At 71.2% G+C, this 17,871-nt stretch carries 18 protein-coding genes and 1 tRNA gene; 14 read left to right on the top strand and 5 right to left on the bottom strand.

From position 1 onward, the window contains the following. Positions 1-228 precede the first annotated feature (228 nt). From AC1PMG_RS12680 to AC1PMG_RS12725, 10 genes are all read left to right on the top strand, one after another. Entirely contained in the window at positions 229-936 is a 708-nt protein-coding gene (locus AC1PMG_RS12680; RefSeq protein WP_342073505.1) for a response regulator, read from the top strand. After that, positions 933-2,357, top strand: coding sequence for a sensor histidine kinase (locus AC1PMG_RS12685; protein ID WP_342073506.1), 1,425 nt, complete (start codon positions 933-935; stop codon positions 2,355-2,357). Before AC1PMG_RS12680 ends, AC1PMG_RS12685 begins: the two co-directional genes overlap by 4 nt. After that, positions 2,354-3,784, top strand: a complete 1,431-nt coding sequence (locus AC1PMG_RS12690; RefSeq protein ID WP_481109117.1) for an efflux transporter outer membrane subunit — start codon at positions 2,354-2,356, stop codon at positions 3,782-3,784. Before AC1PMG_RS12685 ends, AC1PMG_RS12690 begins: the two co-directional genes overlap by 4 nt. Then, a complete protein-coding gene (locus AC1PMG_RS12695) occupies positions 3,784-4,917 on the top strand; it encodes an ABC transporter permease (protein WP_295928022.1) in 1,134 nt (377 codons plus the stop codon). The genes AC1PMG_RS12690 and AC1PMG_RS12695 overlap by 1 nt, the downstream gene beginning before the upstream one ends. Continuing rightward, positions 4,914-5,678, top strand: a complete 765-nt coding sequence (locus AC1PMG_RS12700; protein WP_017912707.1) for an ABC transporter ATP-binding protein — start codon at positions 4,914-4,916, stop codon at positions 5,676-5,678. Before AC1PMG_RS12695 ends, AC1PMG_RS12700 begins: the two co-directional genes overlap by 4 nt. Continuing rightward, positions 5,675-6,574, top strand: a complete 900-nt coding sequence (locus AC1PMG_RS12705) for an HlyD family secretion protein (protein WP_481109118.1) — start codon at positions 5,675-5,677, stop codon at positions 6,572-6,574. The genes AC1PMG_RS12700 and AC1PMG_RS12705 overlap by 4 nt, the downstream gene beginning before the upstream one ends. A 92-nt stretch (positions 6,575-6,666) precedes the next feature. Then, positions 6,667-7,494, top strand: coding sequence for an alpha/beta hydrolase (locus tag AC1PMG_RS12710; RefSeq protein WP_342073511.1), 828 nt, complete (start codon positions 6,667-6,669; stop codon positions 7,492-7,494). Next, complete coding sequence (locus tag AC1PMG_RS12715; RefSeq protein ID WP_342073512.1) at positions 7,494-7,856, top strand: EamA family transporter; 363 nt, start codon at positions 7,494-7,496, stop codon at positions 7,854-7,856. The genes AC1PMG_RS12710 and AC1PMG_RS12715 overlap by 1 nt, the downstream gene beginning before the upstream one ends. Continuing rightward, a complete protein-coding gene (locus AC1PMG_RS12720; protein ID WP_017914161.1) occupies positions 7,853-8,251 on the top strand; it encodes a DMT family transporter in 399 nt (132 codons plus the stop codon). Before AC1PMG_RS12715 ends, AC1PMG_RS12720 begins: the two co-directional genes overlap by 4 nt. Beyond that, positions 8,241-9,494, top strand: coding sequence for a DegT/DnrJ/EryC1/StrS family aminotransferase (locus tag AC1PMG_RS12725; RefSeq protein ID WP_481109119.1), 1,254 nt, complete (start codon positions 8,241-8,243; stop codon positions 9,492-9,494). Before AC1PMG_RS12720 ends, AC1PMG_RS12725 begins: the two co-directional genes overlap by 11 nt. Before the next feature lie 151 nt (positions 9,495-9,645). Here AC1PMG_RS12725 and AC1PMG_RS12730 read toward each other — a convergent pair whose 3' ends face one another. Continuing rightward, entirely contained in the window at positions 9,646-10,524 is an 879-nt protein-coding gene (locus AC1PMG_RS12730; RefSeq protein WP_481109120.1) for an arginase family protein, read from the bottom strand. A 1-nt stretch (position 10,525) separates the two neighbouring features. After that, positions 10,526-11,593: a GNAT family N-acetyltransferase gene (locus AC1PMG_RS12735; protein ID WP_481109121.1), complete on the bottom strand. Its 1,068-nt coding sequence runs from the start codon at positions 11,591-11,593 to the stop codon at positions 10,526-10,528. Between the two features lie 112 nt (positions 11,594-11,705). On the opposite strand from AC1PMG_RS12735, the gene AC1PMG_RS12740 reads away from it, so the two are divergent. Together AC1PMG_RS12740 and AC1PMG_RS12745 are read left to right on the top strand one after the other, a co-directional pair. Beyond that, positions 11,706-11,981, top strand: a complete 276-nt coding sequence (locus tag AC1PMG_RS12740) for an acyl carrier protein (protein WP_010342598.1) — start codon at positions 11,706-11,708, stop codon at positions 11,979-11,981. A 6-nt stretch (positions 11,982-11,987) separates the two neighbouring features. Continuing rightward, on the top strand, positions 11,988-13,223 hold the full coding sequence (locus AC1PMG_RS12745; protein WP_481109122.1) for a beta-ketoacyl-[acyl-carrier-protein] synthase family protein: 1,236 nt from the start codon (positions 11,988-11,990) through the stop codon (positions 13,221-13,223). Between the two features lie 65 nt (positions 13,224-13,288). Here the strand turns inward: AC1PMG_RS12745 and AC1PMG_RS12750 are convergent, their stop codons facing one another. Together AC1PMG_RS12750 and AC1PMG_RS12755 are read right to left on the bottom strand one after the other, a co-directional pair. Then, the gene (locus tag AC1PMG_RS12750; RefSeq protein ID WP_198526533.1) at positions 13,289-14,644 is read right to left on the bottom strand and encodes an aspartate aminotransferase family protein; all 1,356 of its coding nucleotides are present in this window, start codon (positions 14,642-14,644) and stop codon (positions 13,289-13,291) included. 122 nt (positions 14,645-14,766) lie between these two features. Further along, a complete protein-coding gene (locus tag AC1PMG_RS12755; RefSeq protein WP_026143941.1) occupies positions 14,767-15,459 on the bottom strand; it encodes an MtnX-like HAD-IB family phosphatase in 693 nt (230 codons plus the stop codon). Between the two features lie 190 nt (positions 15,460-15,649). Here AC1PMG_RS12755 and AC1PMG_RS12760 point away from each other — a divergent pair. Further along, positions 15,650-15,736: transfer RNA gene (locus tag AC1PMG_RS12760), tRNA-Leu, on the top strand. A 308-nt stretch (positions 15,737-16,044) separates the two neighbouring features. Continuing rightward, the gene (locus tag AC1PMG_RS12765) at positions 16,045-16,275 is read left to right on the top strand and encodes a hypothetical protein (protein WP_481109123.1); all 231 of its coding nucleotides are present in this window, start codon (positions 16,045-16,047) and stop codon (positions 16,273-16,275) included. 173 nt (positions 16,276-16,448) lie between these two features. On the opposite strand, the gene hemN is transcribed toward AC1PMG_RS12765, so the two are convergent. Continuing rightward, on the bottom strand, positions 16,449-17,855 hold the full coding sequence (gene hemN / locus AC1PMG_RS12770) for an oxygen-independent coproporphyrinogen III oxidase (RefSeq protein ID WP_481109124.1): 1,407 nt from the start codon (positions 17,853-17,855) through the stop codon (positions 16,449-16,451). Positions 17,856-17,871 lie beyond the last annotated feature (16 nt).

Below are 17,871 nucleotides of genomic sequence, written 5' to 3' on the forward strand. Positions count from 1 at the left end.
CAGGCGTGAGGATCGGCGGATGCCGCGGCCGGCTATAGGATTTTTCCTACCCGGCGGGGTCGGGACCGGCGAGCGCGCAGCGATGTCATGGATGACAATGGTCATCACCGCATCGCAGAATCTGGATACAGACTCCATCGAAGCTACATCCACGTATGTGAACGTAGCGACTTCGCCGCCGCCGATTACGACGGTTTTCCCACATCCCCGTTGCAAGCATTTCGCATCATGCGCATCCTGGTCGCCGAAGACGATACGTCCATTGCCGTTGCATTACGCGACTCGCTCGCCGAGTGCGGCCACGTAGTGGACCATGTCAGCGACGGTGCCGCCGCCGAGCGCGCGCTCGGTAGCGAAAGCTATCAACTGCTGGTACTGGACCTGGGCCTGCCGCGCCGCGACGGGTTACAGGTACTGCAGCGCCTGCGCGCGCGCCGCGACGAGATCCCGGTGCTGGTGGTGACGGCGCGCGATGCCGTGGAAGACCGCATCCACGCGCTCGACCAGGGCGCCGACGACTACCTGATCAAGCCCTTCGAACTGTCCGAGTTCCTCGCCCGCACCCGCGCGCTCCTGCGTCGCAGCAGCAGCGGCGGCGTGCCGGAACTGGTGCTGGGGCAACTGCGCATCAACCTGGCCGGGCGCCGGGTGTGGCTGCAGGACCAGCCGCTGGACCTGACCGCGCGCGAGTTCGCGCTGCTGGAGACCCTCCTGCTGCGCAGCGGGCGCGTGGTCAGCCGCAGCCAGCTGACCGAAGCGCTGTGCGACTGGCAGCACGAAATCACCGACAACGGCCTGGACATCTCCATGCATCGCCTGCGGCGCAAGCTGCACGGCGCCGGCGTCGGCATCCGCACCATCCGCGGCCTGGGCTATCTGCTGGAGGAGTCGCGCGCCGCCTCGCCGGCCGCCGACCACGCACAGCTGCCGCAGTGAGCGCGACCGCGGCCGCGCAGTCGCCGGCATACCGCCACCCCAGCCTGCGCCAGCGACTGCTGGCGTTCCTGCTGATTCCGACCGCGCTGCTGATGCTGGCGATCTCGGCGCTGTTCTACCTGCTGATGCTCAAGTACACCAATCACGTCCACGACATGGACCTGAAGGAGGACACGCAGGGCCTGGCGAATGCGGTCAACGACCCCGGCGAGCGCATGCCGCTGACCCTGCAGGCGCGGCAACTGCTGGAGTACAGCAGCGACGGCCGGGTGTTCTTCAAACTGGACAGCCGCCGCCACGGGGTGATCAGCGGCAGCACCCAGCCGATTCCGGCGCATCCGGATCCGGCAGAAGTCGGCCGGGTGATGCTGTACGACGACCGCATGGACAATGGCGTGCCGGTGCGTGTGGCCAGCCTGTTGCTGCCCTCGGCGCTGGAGCCGGGCGACTGGCTCACCGTGTCGGTGGCCGAGACCCTGGACGACCGTCACCGCCGCGCCCGCGAGATCCTGGTGCTGATGCTGCCGACCGAACTGCTGCTCACCTGCTCGCTGCTGGTGCTGGTCTGGCACGGCGTGCGGGTCGGCCTGCGCATGCTGGAGCCGGCGGTGCGGCGGCTCGACGACAGCCAGCGCGACCTCAGCCCGGTGTCCGGTCCCGACATCCCGGTGGAGATCGTGCCGCTGACCCAGGCCATCGACGGCCTGCTCGGCCGCCTCAAGCACATGATGGCGCTGCAGGAGCGCTTCCTCGCCGATGCCGCGCACCAACTGCGCACGCCGCTGGCCGGGCTGAGCATGCACGTGCAGCGCGCCCAGGCCAGCCAGCGCCCGGAAGACACCGCGCAGGCGCTGCAGCACATCCGCCAGCTGACCGACCGCGCCACCCGCACCTCCACCCAGTTGCTGGCGCTGACCCGCACCCAGGCGCCGCGCGAGAGCATCCGCCCGCTGCTGCCGCTGGACCTGGCGCAATGGCTGCCGCAGGCGCTGGCCGAGCGCATCCCCGACGCCCTGCACGCCGGCGTGGACCTGGGCTACGACGGCGGCGACGACGACGCGGCTGCGGCCTGGGTCGCCGCCGACGCCTATGCGCTGCGCGAGCTGCTCGACAACCTGCTGGACAACGCGTTCCGCCATGCCGCCGGCCGTGTGGTCACGGTCAGTCTGCGGCGCGATCCGCTGTCCGTGCGCCTGGCCGTGGACGACGCCGGCAGCGGCATCGACGAGGCCCTGCTGCCGCGCCTGGGCGAGCGCTTCTTCCGCGCCCCGGACGCGCCCGAAGGCGGCACCGGCCTGGGCCTTGCGATCGTCGCCAACATCGCCGCCCGCCACCACGCCACGCTGCGCTACCGGCGCTCGGCGCTGGGTGGCCTGCGTGCGGAGCTGGACCTGCCGGCCGGCGCGGAGCCGCAGGCATGAGCCGGATCCGGATCCGCCCGGCCAGCGTGCTGACGCTGGCCGCCGCACTCGCCCTGGCCGGTTGCGCCAGCACGCCGTTGCCGGACCTGCCGCAGCAGTCGCTGCCCGCGCGGTGGAGCAGCCCGACGCCGCAGGCCGCGGTCCCGCGCCCACCCGGCACGGCCTGGTGGCAGGACTTCCACGACCCGCAGCTCGACGCGCTGGTCGCGCAGGCGCTGCGCGACGACCTCAACGTCGGCCAGGCGCTGGCCAAGCTGCGCGCGGCGCGGCGCCTGGATACCGTGGCCGGCGCATCGCAGCGCCCGCAGCTGCGTGCGCGCACCCTCGACCCGATCGACCCCGATGCCAGCGCCTCGTTCCTGGTGGTCGGGCTCGACTCGGAATGGGAGTTGCCGCTGTTCGGCCGCGGCGAGGCGACCCGGCGCATGGCCCGCGGCGATCTGGACAATGCACAGGCCGACCTGGCGCAGGTCCGCGCGGCGACCATCGCCGAGGTGACCCGCAACTGGATCGACCTGCGCCACGCGCAGCAGGCCGAGCGGCTGCAGCAGGATGTCGTCGCCGCCCGCCAGCGCCAGGCGGCCCTGCAGGCGACGCTGGTCGACCTGCATCTGGCCACGCCGGCTTCCGCGGCGCAGGCGCAGGCCGCCGCGCTGCAGGCGCAAACCGCCATGAGCGAGCCGCGCGATGCCGCCGCCGCAGCCGCGCGGCGCCTGGCGGTGCTGCTGGGCCGCGACACGCCCGACCCGGCATGGAGCACGGCCGCGGCCAGCGCCGCGCCGACGGCGTTGCAGATCGCCGCCGTCGACAGCGTCCCGGCCGACCTGCTGCGCCGGCGTCCGGATATCGCCACGCGCGAAGCCGAGGTACTGAGCGCGGCCGGCGCGCTGGATCTGGCCCGCGCCGATCAGTACGGCAGCATCGGCCTGGGCGGTTCGATCCGCTGGTCGACCACCCTGCTGAGCCATCGCCGCACCGCCACCCACGGCATCGCCTCGTTCGGCCCGGTGATCGACATTCCGCTGTTCGACTGGGGCATCCGCCACGCCAAGGCCAAGGCGCGCGGCGACCTGCTGGAAGCGGCCACCCTGGCCTACCGGCAGACCGTGCTGGAGGCAGTCAACGAGGTCGAGGACGCGCTGACCGCACTGGAGCAGCAGCGGCGCAACGTCGAGACCCAGCAGCAGGTGCTGCAGGCACAGCAGCAGGCCAGCGAGGTCGCGCAGCAGCGCCGGCGGCTGGGCCTGGGCAGCGACCTGGACGTGGCCACGCAGCAGGCCGCGCGCGACCAGGCCGCGCTGGAACTGCTGGAAGCGCAGCGCCAGCGCGACCTGGCCTACGTCGCCCTGCACACCGCCTTGGGCAGCGCCACTGCGCCGATCCCCGGCACAGGCACCGTCGGCGACCACGAAGGCGCGCAGCCCTGATGGTCGCGCTGGCCCGCCAGACCCTGCGCTACGAGTGGCGCCGCTTCCTGCCGGTGGTGGTGTCGGTGGGCTTCGCCAGCCTGTTGCTGCTGCTGCAGACCGCGCTGGTGCTGGGCATCTTCGGCAGTGCCAGCGTCTATGTGTCCGGCTCCGACGCCGACCTGTGGCTGGGCTATCCCGGCACGCAGAGCGTGGACCAGGGCCGCGCCATCGATCCGGACGCGGCCGCGCCGCTGTACCTGGACCCGCGGGTGGCGCAGGTCGAGCCGTTCATCTGGTTCGACGGCGACTGGCGCGGCCCCGGCGACACCGGCGCGGTGTCGGTCTACATCTCCGGCATCGATACCCGCGACGGCGGGCTGATGTTCTCCCGCCTGCTCAGCCCGGCCCTGCGCGCGGCCCTGCGCGAACCGGACACCGTGGTGGTGGACCGCGCGGAACTGGACAAGCTCGGCGTCGGCGTCGGCAGCAGCGCGCGCATCAATGGTCATCGCGTGCGGGTGATCGGGGTCGGCCGCGGCCTGCGCGCGCTCGGCGGGGTCAACGTGCTGGCCTCGCTGGACACCGCGCGCGCGCTCAACAGCGACACCGCGCACCCGGACTGGCCGACCTACATGGTGGCCAGGCTGCGTCCCGGCACCGACCCGCAGGCGGTGGCGCAGGCGATCGACAGCGCGGTCACGCGACCGCGCGTGGAAGCCTGGAGCGCCGACGATTTCGCCCGGCGCAGCATCCTGTTCTGGATGTTCGACACCGGCGCCGGCTCCGGCGTGCTGTTCCTCGGCGGCATCGTGCTGCTGGTCGGCGTGGCCATCACCAGCCAGACCCTGCTCGGCACCGTGCTCGGCGCCGCGCGCGAGTACGCCACGCTCAACGCGCTGGGCGTGAGCATGCGCAACCTGCGCTGGGTGGTGCTGGAACAGGCCGCCTGGGTCGGTGCGCTGGGCCTGATCGGCGCCAGTGCGCTGGGCGCGGCACTGGTCGCGCTGGCCCGCGCGCACGACGTGCCGGTGGCGTTCAACGCCAGCGGCTGGGGCCTGTGCGTGTGTGCGGTGATGCTGTTGACCGTGGTCTCGGCCCTGGCCGCGCTGCGCGGGCTGCGCCGCGCCGATCCGGCGTTGCTGCTGCGATGAGCCGCATCGTCGCCCCCGCCGCGCTGCACCCGGCCGCCGCCACCCTCAGCGGCAGCGGGCTGTGCAAGAGCTTCGTCTCCGGCAGCCTGCGCACGCCGGTGCTGCGCGACGTGGAACTGCAGGTGTGGCCGGGCGAGCTGACCCTGATCTCCGGCCCGTCGGGCTGCGGCAAGAGCACCCTGCTGTCGATCCTCAGCGGCCTGCAGCGCGCCGACGCCGGCCAGGTACTGGCGCTGGGCGAGGAACTGGGCGCGCTCGGCGCCACCGCGCTGGAGCAGTTCCGCCTGCGCCACACCGGCTTCATCTTCCAGGGCTTCAACCTGTTCCCGGCGCTGTGCGCGCTGGACCAGGTGCGGCTGCCGCTGCAGTACATGGGCCTGGCCCCCGCGGAAGTGCGCAGCCGTGCCGAGGAGGCGCTGGCCGAGGTCGGCATCGCCCACCGCCAGCACCTGCGCCCGGCCGAACTGTCCGGCGGCGAGAAGCAGCGCGTGGCGATCGCCCGCGCGCTGGCCAAGCACCCGGCGCTGCTGTTCGCCGACGAACCCACCAGCGCGCTGGATGCCGGCAACGGCCAAATCGTGATCGACCTGCTGCATCGCATCGCGCGCCGCCACAACACCATGGTGCTGTGCGTGAGCCACGACCCGCGCCTGATCCGCCATGCCGACCGCGTGCTGTCGATGGAGGACGGCCGCATCCTCGACGACCGCCGCGTCAACGCGCCGCCCTCGCCCCTGCCCTCACGGAATCCCGCACCATGAAAGCGTTCGCCGCCGCGCCCCTGCTGAGCCTGCTGCTGGCCGCATGCGCGCCCTCGGACCGCACGCCGGCCCCGGCGCCGGCCGCCACCCCGGCCTACCTGGCGGTGGCGCGCGGCCGCATCGATGTGGAAGGCGGCGTGCTCAAGCTCGGCCTGCCGGTCGCCGCGACCCTGCGCGAGGTGCCGGTGCACGAGGGCGACGCGGTGCGGAAAGGCGCCGTGCTGGTCGCCGGCGACGATCGCGCCGCCGCGGTCGACCTGGACATCGCTCGTACCCGCGCGCAGGCCGCGGCCACCCACCTGAAGCAACTGCAGCAGCGCCTGCAAAGCGCCCAGCAGAAGCAACGGCGGCTGGCCGAGGCCGCGCGCCTGGGCGCCGGCGACGGGCAGACCGCCGACGACGCCAGCGACGCGGTGCAGAGCCTTGCCGACGCGCTGGACACCGCGCGCAGCGACGCCGCCCTGGCCGACGCGCAGGTCCGCGCGGCCGAACTGCAGCGCGCACAGTATCGGCTGCAGGCGCCGGTGGCCGGCCGCGTCCTGCAGCTGTCGGCCGCCGTGGGCGCGCGCAGCGAGGCCAACACGCCGCTGCTGACCCTGCTGCCGGACGCGCCGCGCCTGGTCCGCGCCGAATTGAACGAAAGCTATGCCGGCAGCGTCACCCCAGGCATGGCCGCCGAGGTCATCAGCGACGACGGCCGGCAGACCGTGCTCGGCCAGGCGGTGGTGCGTTGGCTGGCGCCGGCCTACGGCCCGACCCAGTTGCACGACGACGCCACGCCCGCCGGCAACGACCGCAGCGTGGCCTGCGTGCTGGCCTTCACCCAGCCCTCGACCCTGCGCCTGGGCCAGCGCGTGCTGGTGCGCTTCCGCAACCCGGCCGCGGCCAAGCATTGAGCTTGCACGCCGCCGCGGCGGCGAAAGGCTGCTGAAACGCGCAGCGGCGACCCTGCACGGATTGCCGAGACTGCGCAGCCGCGCCCATTCACATGATCCAATCTGCCGAGTTCCACTTCGAAGGCGGCCGCAATGGCGTGCTGCTGATCCATGGCCTGACCGGCACGCCCAGCGAAATGCGCCTGCTCGGCAAGAGCCTGAACCGCGAAGGCTTCAGCGTTCACGGCGTGCAGCTGGCCGGCCACTGCGGCGACGAGGACGACCTACTCGCCACCAGCTGGCGCGACTGGTACGCCAGCGTCGAGGCGGCGGCCGCGCGCATGCGCCCACAGGTCGACCGGCTGTTCGTGGCCGGGCTGTCGATGGGCGCGGTGCTGGCGCTGCGCCTGGCGCAGGAGCGTCCGCAGTGGGTGGACGGGGTCGGCGTGCTCGGCGCCACCTTCCGTTACGACGGCTGGAACATCCCCAAGCGCGCGCGGCTGGCGTTCCTGCTGCCGTGGTTCAAGCGCCTGGGCATCGGCAAGCGCCGCATGTTCCTGGAAGAGCCGCCGTACGGCCTGCGCGACGAGCGCATCCGCGCCCAGGTCAGCAGCGCCATGCTCGGCGGCGACAGCAGCGCCGCCGGCCTGCCCGGCAACCCCTGGCACGCCCTGGCCGAGATGTACCTGCTCGCGCGCGAGGTGCGTCGCGACCTGCCCAAGGTCGTCGCGCCATGCCTGGTCGCGCACGCGACCGAGGACGACATCGCCGACCTGCGCAATGCGCGGCTGGTGATCGCCAACGTGTCCGGGCCGACGGAGCTGCTGCTGCTGCACGACAGCTATCACATGATCACCCTGGACCGCGAACGGCGCGTGCTCGGCGCGCGCCTGGCGCAGTTCTTCGCGGCCCTGACCACCCCGCAGCAGGCGGCCGCCTGATGGCGATGAGCGGCTCGGTGGTGGCGATCTGGCTGACGACGGTGGTCCTCGACACCGCCGGCCAGTTGGCCTTCAAGTACGTGGCCAGCCACCCGCAGGGCACCGGCATGGCGCGCTGGCAGCGCATGGCGCGGCAGCCGCAGCTGTGGTTCGGCGTGGCCTGCTACGTGCTCGAATTCCTCGCCTGGACCGCGTTCCTGTCGCTGGTGCCGCTGGGCCGCGGCGTGCTGCTGGGTTCGATCAACATCGTGGCGATCATGCTGGCCGGGCGCTGGCTGTTCGGCGAACGCCTCGGGCGCATGCAGGTGGCCGGCATCTGCCTGGTCAGCGCCGGCGTGGCGGTGGTGGGGTTGGGCTCATGAGCCGGCCGCCGCTGCATCGCTATGCGGTGGGCTTCGCCCTGCTGCTGAGCTTCGACACCCTGGCGCAGATCGGCTTCAAGCTGGCCGGCACGCACGCGTTCCCGCCGCAGGCCGAACTGGCCTGGGTGCTGCGCCTGCTGGGCAGCCCATGGCTGTACGCGGCGCTGCTCGGCTACATCGGCGCCTTCTTCACCTGGATGAAATTGCTCGAGCACGCGCCGATCGGCCCGGCGTTCGCCGCCTCGCACCTGGAAGTGGTCAGCGTGATGCTGCTGTCGGCCTGGTGGTTCAACGAACACATCGGCCTGTTGCAGGCGCTGGGCGCGGCGCTGATCGTCGGCGGCATCGTCTGCCTGGCGATCGGCGAGCGCGCGGATCCCGCCGATGCGCACTGAAATCCCACCGACCGCCGGCCTGCCGCTGCAGTGGGGCGACCTGTGGCCAGGTCGGCCGCGCGAACGCCTGGCCAGCGCGCTCGGCCTGCCGCAGGCGCTGCTGACCTGCTCGGGCACCGCCGCGCTGATCGTGGCCCTGCGCACCCTGACTGCGGCCAACCGGCGCCGGCAGGTGCTGGTGTCGGCCTACACCTGTCCGCTGGTGGCGCTGGCGGTGGCGCACTGCGGCCTGCAACTGGTGCTGTGCGATCTGCTGCCCGGCTCGCTGGAACTGGACCCGGTGCAGTTGGCGCAACGCTGCGGCAGCGACACCCTGGCCATCATCGCCACCCATCTGGGCGGGCGCCTGATCGACCTGGCGCCGCTGCGCCGCGCCGCCGAAGGCTGCGGCGCGCTGCTGATCGAGGACGCGGCGCAGGCGCTGGGCGGCGTGCACCCCGACGGCCGCCCGGCCGGCCTGGGCGGCGACATCGGCTTCTGCAGCCTGGCCGCCGGCAAGGGCCTCACGCTGTACGAAGGCGGGCTGCTGATGTCGCGGCATGCGCCGCTGCAGCGCAGCCTGGCCGACACCGCCGCGCGCCTGGGCCAGCGCGACTGGCGCTGGGAACTACGGCGCAGCCTGGAACTGCTCGGCTACGCCGCGCTGTACCGGCCGCAGCCGCTGCGCTGGGCGTACGGCGCACCGGTGCGCCGCGCACTGCGTCGCGGCGACCGCGTCGGCGCGGCCGGCGACCGCTTCGGCACGGCCATCGCCCAGCACGCGGTCGGCGCCTGGCGCGAAGGCGTCGGCGTGCGCGCCAGCGCCCGCTGGCCGGCATTTCTTGCGCAGATCCGCGAACAGGGCCGGCGCCGCAGCGCACGCCTGGCCAGCATCCCCGGCCTGAGCGTGATCGCCGATACCGCCGGCGCCCAGGGCAGCTGGCCGATCCTGATGGTGCTGCTGCCCGATGCGGCCGCACGCGAATCGGTGCTGGACGCGTTGTGGCCGCGCGGACTCGGGGTGGCCGTGCCGTTCGTGCATGCCCTGCCCGACTACGACTACCTGGACGGCATCGTCGAGCGCACGCCGATGCCCAACGCCAGCGACTTCGCCGCGCGCTGCCTGAGCATCAGCAACAGCCCCTGGCTGGACGAGGCGCGCTTCGAGACCATCGTCGCCACGCTGCAGGCGGCCTGCGCCGGCGCGGTCGGGCCGGCACCGCTGGATGTCGACCTGGTGCACGCCGCTGCGCCGAGCGCCTGATTGCGCGACGTGCGGCTTCGTCAGCGTCGCGGTGAAAATGCACCTCGCGTAACGACGGGAAGACTCCTGTAGGAGCGGCTTCAGCCGCGAGGGCATTACCGATAACGCCTCTCGCGGCTGAAGCCGCTCCTACAGACAGACAGGGGCCGCGCTAGCCGACGCTGGCCGCGTCCAGCGCCGCCAGCAGCCGCAGGTTCAATGCGTGCTGCTGCGCCTGCCAGGCCGACAGGTCCGCCGGCGAGGGTTCGGGTTGCGCATCCAGCGCCGCCAGTTTGCGCTTCCACCACTGCGGGTAATGGGCCAGCGAGACCTCGCCGGTGATGTCGCTGCCGCACACCTGCCCGCGCAGCGCCTCGATCGCCTGCAGCAACTGCGGCACCCGCAACTGGCCCTGATCCCAGTTGGTGCGCACGTCCTGCGGATCCAGCACGTCCTTGTCCAGCGACAGGTAGGTCGGCATCGGCGTGCGCCGCAGGTGCTCGACGAAGGCGTCGCTCAGCTCGCTCACGCTGTCGAAGCCGCGCACCGCCTGGCCCAGTCCCAGCCGCCGCGCCCACCCCACATCCACGCCGCTGCACCAGTAGCGCAACTTGCCGCGGTACAGCGGCAACAGATGGTTTTCCCAGGCATGGCCAGGACCGACGTCGCCGGAGGTGATGCCGGCCACCTCGACCTGCGCCACCTGCGGCAGCGCGGCGATGCGTCGTACCCAGGAACCGCAGTGCACGCCGAACGGGAAGCGCATGTTGTCTGGATGGTTGTCGAACACCACCACCCGCAACGGCGCCTGCGCACGCTGCGCCAGGCGCACGATCAACGGCAGGCTCAGGTGATGGAAATCGCCGCTGCCCAGCAGCACGGTGCCGTACCGCGCCGGCAGCGCCTGCTCCAGCGCCGCGCCGAAGCGGCGCAGCCGCGCCATCGAGCAGGCGAAGCGCAGGCCGTCGCACCAGTCGCGCAACGGCAGGCGCATGGCGTCGGGCACTGCGCCCAGCGAAGCGTCGAGATCGAGCAGGACCGGGGTACGCATCTCAGTCCTCCTCGGCGGCATCGGCCGCCGGCCCGACGTCGTCGGATTCGAACAGCGGCCGCAGCCGCCGCAGCACGGCGCGCAGCAGCGGATTGCGCAGGTACACCGCATGCCAGGTGTAGGTGAAGCTGGCGCCGAGCTGGGCCTTCACCTCCGGATCGGTCCAGCCGGCGACATAGGCGTTCAGGCCTTGGCGGCAGGCGTAGTCGAGATTCTCGATCCAGCTCAGCGCGTACAGGTTGTGGTCGCGCGCATCCGGGTAATGCAGGCCGATGTACTTGTCGAGCAGCCGGCCTTCGTGCACGTAGCTCAGGTTCCAGCCGATGATGCGGCCCTGGTGCCGGTACACGAACACCTGCCCGCCCGAGTCGGCGTCGGTCAGCAGCGCGTCGAAGAACGGCTCGGTCAGCAGGTCGAAATGGATCTCGCTCTGCGCGTACACCTCCTGGTACAGCGCATAGCAGTGCGCGCGCAGCGCCGGGTCGGCGAAGGCCGGGCCGGTCGGCAGCACTTCGATCTCCAGATCGGCACGCGAGCGCAGCTTGCGGCGGATGTTGCGCCGACGCCCGCGCGAGAGCCGCGCCAGGTATTCGTCGGTGGAGGCGAAGTCGATCGGCACCCAGGCCAGCGCCTGCCCGCGCAGCAGCACGTAGCCGTTGCGCTCGCAGGCGTCCAGGAACTCCTGCGCCCAGGCGTTGTCGGCGTCGTCGAGCAACGGCGAACGCTGCGGCACGTCCTTGACGATCATCAGCGCGCGGCGCCGGCCCAGTTGCGTACGCCACTGCCGCGGCAACTGCGCCGGGTCGGCGGCGCGCGGCAGCCAGGCGTATTCGCTGACGGTGCTGCCGACGAAGCTGGTGCGCGGCCGCAGCAGGCGCTGCCACAGCCGCTGCAGCGGCAGCCGCGCCACCCGCGCGCGCAGCGCCGGCTCGGCGGTGGTGAGCAGGTCGAAATCGGCCTCGAAGGCCGGCACCCCGTGCTCCAGCGGCTGGATCAGGAAACCGGACGGCGGGTGCTGCAGGAACTGCCGCTGCAAGGCCTGCGGCTCGAGTTGGTTGACGAAAGGCATCTGCAAGATTGATCGTCTAGCGTGGAGAATGGATGCTGCGGCCCAGGCCGCAGCGTGTGATCCACCGGCGGCGGGCGCCGCACGGTGGCCCTTCATTTCGCGGAGCACTGCCATGACCCCGTCCATCGAGTCGCAAATCCACAGCATCGTCGCCAAGCACGGCGAGATCGACCCGGCGCGCCTGACCCCGGATGCCAAGCTGCAGGACCTGGGCGTGGATTCGCTCGAGGCCATCGAAATCCTGTTCGACATCGAAGAGCACTTCGACATCACCTTCCCGCAGCGCGACCCGAACCTGGACGACGGCTCGCTCGGCAAGCTGGTGCAGGCGGTCGAGGACGCGCTGGCGGCCAAGGCGGCGGCCGGCGCGGCGCAACCGGCGCACTGACGCGCCATGGGCGCCTCCCCGCACGCACGGCGCGTCGTGGTCACCGGCATGGGCGCGGTCAGCGCGCTCGGCCTGGGCGCCGAGGCGCTGTGGAGCGCGATGCGCGAGGGCCGCAGCGGCATCGCCGCCCTGCCCTCGCCCGATCCGCTCAGCACGTTGAAGATGCGCGTGGCCGCGACCCTGCAAGGGTTCGCTCCGGATGCCACGCAGACCGGCGGCATCGCTCCCGGCCAACTCGATCGCATGACCCAGATGGCCCTGGTCGCCGCCAACGAGGCGGTCGCCCAGTCCGGTCTGCGCGTGGAGGCCGCGCTCGGCGCGCGCTGCGCGGTGGTGGTCGGCACCGGCGTCGGCGCCGAACTCAGCCGCGACGAGCAATCGCGCCGGCTGTACCGCGACCAGGCCGAACGGCTGCATCCGCTGACCATCGTGCGCAGCATGGCCAACGCGCCGGCCAGCCAGATCAGCATCGCCTTCGGCCTGCGCGGCCCGGCCTTCGCCGTGTCCAGCGCCTGTGCCTCGGCCAATCACGCCTTCGCCCAGGCCGCGCTGATGGTCCGCCATGGCCTGGCCGACGTGGCCATCGCCGGCGGCAGCGAAGCCTGCCTGAGCCTGGCGCTGATCCGCGCCTGGGAAGCGATGCGGGTGGTCAGCGACGACACCTGCCGGCCGTTCTGCGCGCAGCGCAGCGGCCTGGTGCTGGGCGAAGGCGCCGGGATGTTCGTGCTGGAAAGCGCCGAGCACGCGGCCGCCCGCGGCGCGCGGCCGCTGGCGGAGCTGGCGGGATTCGGCATGAGTTCCGATGCCGGCGACATCGTCGCGCCCAGCGTCGACGGCGCCGCCACGGCGATGCGCCTGGCGCTGCAGGATGCCGGCCTGGCCCCGGACCAGATCGACTACATCAACGCCCACGGCACCGGCACGCAGGCCAACGACCGTTGCGAGACCAAGGCGCTGCGTCAGGTGTTCGGTGCCCACGCCGAGGCGCTGGCGGTCAGCTCGACCAAGGCAGTGCACGGCCATGCGCTCGGTGCGGCCGGCGCGCTGGAACTGGTGGCGGCGATCGGCGCGCTGCGCGAGCAGGTGGTGCCGCCCACCGCCAACTTCCTCGATGCCGATCCCGAATGCGATCTGGACTACGTGCCCAACCAGGCACGCGCCCGCGCCGTGCAGGCGGTGCTGAGCAATTCCTTCGCCTTCGGCGGACTCAATGCGGTGATCGCGCTGCGCGCGGCGGGCTGAAACGCCCGCCGCCGCAAACAACGGCGGGAGGCAACGCGAACCGCGCGCGTCGTCTCCCGCCCGGCTCATGCGACCTGCTTGGCGCGGGTCAGCAACTGGTCCAGCAAGGACAGGCCCAGGTCGATCTCTTCGTGGCTGATGTGCAGCGACGGGGCCAGCGTGATCACGTTCTTGTAGTAGCCGCCCACGTCCAGGATCAGGCCGATGCGCTTGCCGTTGTGGCGCAGCTCGCCTTCCAGGCCCATGTCGACCATGGTGTCGAGCAGCTTGCGGTTCGGCGTGAAGCCGTCCGCCTGGCAGATTTCCGCACGCAGGGCCAGGCCCAGGCCGTCGACGTCGCCGATTTCCGGGTGACGCTTCTGCAGGTCGCGCAGGCCGTCCAGGAAGTGCGCGCCCTTGGCCATCACCATCGACTCGTAGTCGGTCTCGGCCAGCATGCGCATGGTCTCCAGGCCGACCGCGGTGCCCAGCGGGTTGGAGGCGAAGGTGGAGTGGGTCGAACCCGGCGGGAACACGGTCGGGTTGATCAGTTCCTCGCGCGCCCAGATGCCGGCCAGCGGGTTCAGGCCGTTGGTCAGCGCCTTGCCGAACACCAGCACGTCCGGCGTCACGCCGAAATGCTCGATCGCCCACAGCTTGCCGGTGCGGAAGAAGCCCATCTGGATTTCGTCCACCACCATCAGGATGCCGTACTTGTCCAGCACCCGCTTCAGGCCGGTGAAGAAGTTCGGCGGCGGGATCACGTAGCCGCCGGTGCCCTGGATCGGCTCGACGTAGAACGCCGCGTACTCGCACTGCCCGGCCTTGGGATCCCACACGCCGTTGTACTCGGTCTCGAACAGGCGCTCGAACTTGGCCACGCACTGCTCGCCGTACTCTTCCTTGGACATGCCCTTGGGGCCGCGGAAGTGGTACGGGAATTCGATGAACTGGGCGCGGTCGAAATGACCGAAGCGGCGGCGGTAGCGGTACGACGAGGTGATCGCCGAGGCGCCGAGGGTACGGCCGTGGTAGCCGCCTTCGAAGGCGAACACCAGGCTCTTGCCGGCGCTGGCGTTGCGCACCAGCTTCAGCGAGTCTTCCACCGACTGCGCGCCGCCGACGTTGAAATGCACGCGGCCCTTGCGGCCCCACTTGCGCTCGGCGTCGACCGCGATGGTCTTGGCCAGCTCGATCTTGGTCGGGTGCAGGTACTGGCTGGCGACCTGCGGCAGCGTCTCGATCTGGCGGGTCAGCGCCTGGTTCAGGCGCGGATTGGCGTAACCGAAGTTGACCGCCGAGTACCACATCTGCAGGTCCAGGTACGGCACTTCTTCGGTGTCGTACAGGTAGCTGCCGTCGCAGCGGCCGAAGATGCGCGGCGGCTCGCTGTAGTGCACGGTGTCGCCGTAGGAGCAGTACTGGGACTCGTCGGCCAGCATCTGCGCATCGGTCAGCGCGCGCTGGTGGTCGGCACCGGTGCGCAGCAGCGCCTCCGGATCGGGCGCGGCATCGCCATGCAGCGGTGCGAGCGAGGAAAGCGAAACATTCCGGTTCATCGGGATCAGGCTCGTTGGGTGACGGGAAGCGGGAAGGACACGGTGGTGGTCGCCGGCACCGCCAGGTCGGGCAGCAGGGCGATGGCGTCGTCGAAACCGGTGATCGCGCAATGGGCGATCCCGTTGGCGCGGCAGTGGCGCAGCAGACCGTCCTTGGCGAACACCAGGTCGGCCTTGCCGGCCAGGCAGAAATCGGAGCGGCCGTCGCCGATCAGCAAGGTCGCGCGCTCGGGCGGCTGTTGCGCCATCACCGCGCACTTGCAGGTGCCGCTGGGGCAGTCCGGCCGCGCATGCGGCGAGGCCATGCGCCATTCGCCCGCGTCGGTACGCAGCAGGCGGTTGGCGATGATCGGCAGATGGTGCAGGCCGTGGCGGGCGAGAATGCGGGCGATGCCGTAGTCCAGGCCGTCGCTGACGATGCTCAGCGGGATGCCCAGGCGCTCGGCCAGCGCCACGAAGCGCACGAAGGCCGGATCGATCCGCACCGCATCCAGCACCCGGTGCAGCGCATCGACGTCGCCATCGAGCAGCGCGACCTGCTTGCTCATGCACTCGCGGGCCCCGATCCGACCGGCGACCCAGTCGTCCTCCAGCTCCTGCCAACCAGGGCGCCCGAGATGCTCGAGCAGGCTGTCGGTCACGTCCTGCAGGGACACGGTACCGTCAAAATCGCAAAGGATGTTCCATTGGGCGCGCAAGGTGGCTCTCCGGCTGATGGGGGCAGAGCCTAGGCACGCTGTCTTTCGCACTCCTTTCGGCGAGGTGAAAGAAAGCGGAGCGTTCACATTGGGCGTGGTAAGCCGGGCGCCATCGCACCTCTTCGCAAGGAGCCTGGATCGGTCGCACAGTTCCCAATTCGTGCGCGATCGGGCAACCTACCCCTACCAGGCCCGGATGGCGAAACTGGTAGACGCATCGGACTTAAAATCCGCCGGGGGCGACCCCATGCCGGTTCGATTCCGGCTCCGGGCACCACATGTTGGCAGGCGGAACCAATAGGCCACATCAGGCACGGCCCCCCAGCTCTACCGCCTCGGCACGCCAATCATCCCAATCACCACAGATGCGCCGCATGCAGGGTGGTGTCTGACGCCCGGGCTGTTCGCTGGCCGAGCGCAGCGTTTGCCCCACAGCCAGTCGGCGGAAAGCGCCGGGAAAGCGCATCCTTTCTGGGATGACCCGCAAACTGTCCGAACGCAAGCGACAGGCACTGCATCGCCCCGGACGGCACCGTGCTAGAAACACTGCCACACCAGCCGCGCCGGCTGCTTAGGGAGAAGCGAGTGAACGAGACCTACGAAAGAGAAAAGCGCGCGCGTACGTTCGCCCAGTACATCAGGGACACGTGGAGTGGCCCGCTTTCCCGCGACGAAAAGCAACAGCTGGGCGAGGAAATCCGGGACGAAGTGGATGGAGCACCGGATCGCGACAGCCTGGAGTCCATCATCATCGGCGCGCTCAGAGAGAAGGATATCGACCCCGACGAACTGGGCATCCGCTGGTCTTTGGATTGAAATCGAATCCCGGCGTCCGCACGGGCGCCGGGTGGTTAGAGTGCCAGACACAAGATCGCCAGGCCCTCCCGCGGGATGGCCTTGGATATCGCGCGCCCCGCCACCGAAAAGTCCCCGATACCGCCGCCACGGCGGCACCGGGGATGCCAACGGCAAGGGAATCCGCGCGGCGCTCAGATCGCGCGCGAGTAGCGCGCCGGCTGGTCGGGCTGGCGCAGGTAGCGGTCGAAGCACATGGCGATCAGGCGCAGCAGCGGGCGACCGCGCGCGGTGGCCTGGACCACGCCGTCGCGGTAGTCGGCCAGGCCGTCTGTGCACAGCGGCGCCAGTGCGCGCAGTTCCTCGCGGAAGTAGCTGGCGAAGTCGATGCCGTGGCGCCGCGCCACCGCTGCCACGTCCACGCTTCCCTGGCACATCAGCTGCTGGATCAGCTCGGCGCGCAGGGCGTCGTCGGCGCTGAGCTGCAGGCCGCGCAACACCGGGCTGTCGCCGGCGTCCACCGCCGCTTCCCAGGCCGGCAGGTCGCGCTGGTTCTGGCTGTAGCTGGCACCGATGCGGCTGATCGCGCTGACGCCCAGGCCCAGCAGGTCGGTGTCGGCGTGGGTGGTGTAGCCCATGAAGTTGCGGTGCAGGCTGCCCTGCCGCTGCGCGCGCGCCAGGTCTTCCTGCGGCAGCGCGAAGTGGTCCATGCCGATGTACTGGTAGCCGGCGGCCGAGAGCCTGCTGACCGCCAGGCCGAGCAGCGCCAGCTTCTGTTCGGCGTCGGGCAGCTCGGCGTCGGCGATACGCCGCTGCGCCCTGAACAGCTGCGGCATGTGCGCGTAGCCATAGACCGCCAGGCGGTCCGGGCGCGCCGCGATCACCGTCTCCAGGGTCTGTTCGAACCCGGCCAGGGTCTGCCGCGGCAGGCCGTAGATCAGGTCGACGTTGACCGAGCGCATGCCGTGCACGCGACAGGCGCGCAGGATGTCCAGGGTCTCGTGCACGCCCTGGCGGCGGTTGATCGCCTGCTGCACCAGCGGGTCGAAATCCTGGATGCCCAGGCTGGCGCGGTTGAAGCCCAGTTCGGCCAGCGCGGCGATGTCCTGCGGCGTCACCGTGCGCGGATCCAGTTCGATGGACATCTCGCGGTCCGGCGCCTGGCTGAAGCGGAACAGCCCGCGCAGGCCCTGCACCAGTTCGCCCAGCAACTCGGGAGCCAGGAAGTTGGGGGTGCCGCCGCCCAGGTGCAGTTGCACCACCTCGCGCTCGCCCTCGAAACACGCGGCCATCATCGCCGCCTCGCGCAGCAGCCGCTGCACGTAGGTGCGGCCGCGCTGCGGGTCGCGGGTGATCACGCGATGGCAGCCGCAGTAGAAGCAGGGATTGCGGCAGAACGGTACGTGCACGTACAGCGACAGCGGCCGCCGCGGATCGCTGGCCTGGACCGCGGCGAACAACTGCGCCGGGCCGAAGCCGGTCTGGAAATGCGGCGCGGTCGGGTACGAGGTGTAGCGCGGGCCGGGACGGTCGTAGCGGCGCAGCAGGTCGGCGTCGAAGGTCCAGGCGGCGGAGGGATCGTGCGCGGTCAGGATGTCCATGGACCGAGCATGCGCG

Source organism: Xanthomonas sp. NCPPB 2250, assembly GCF_056725265.1.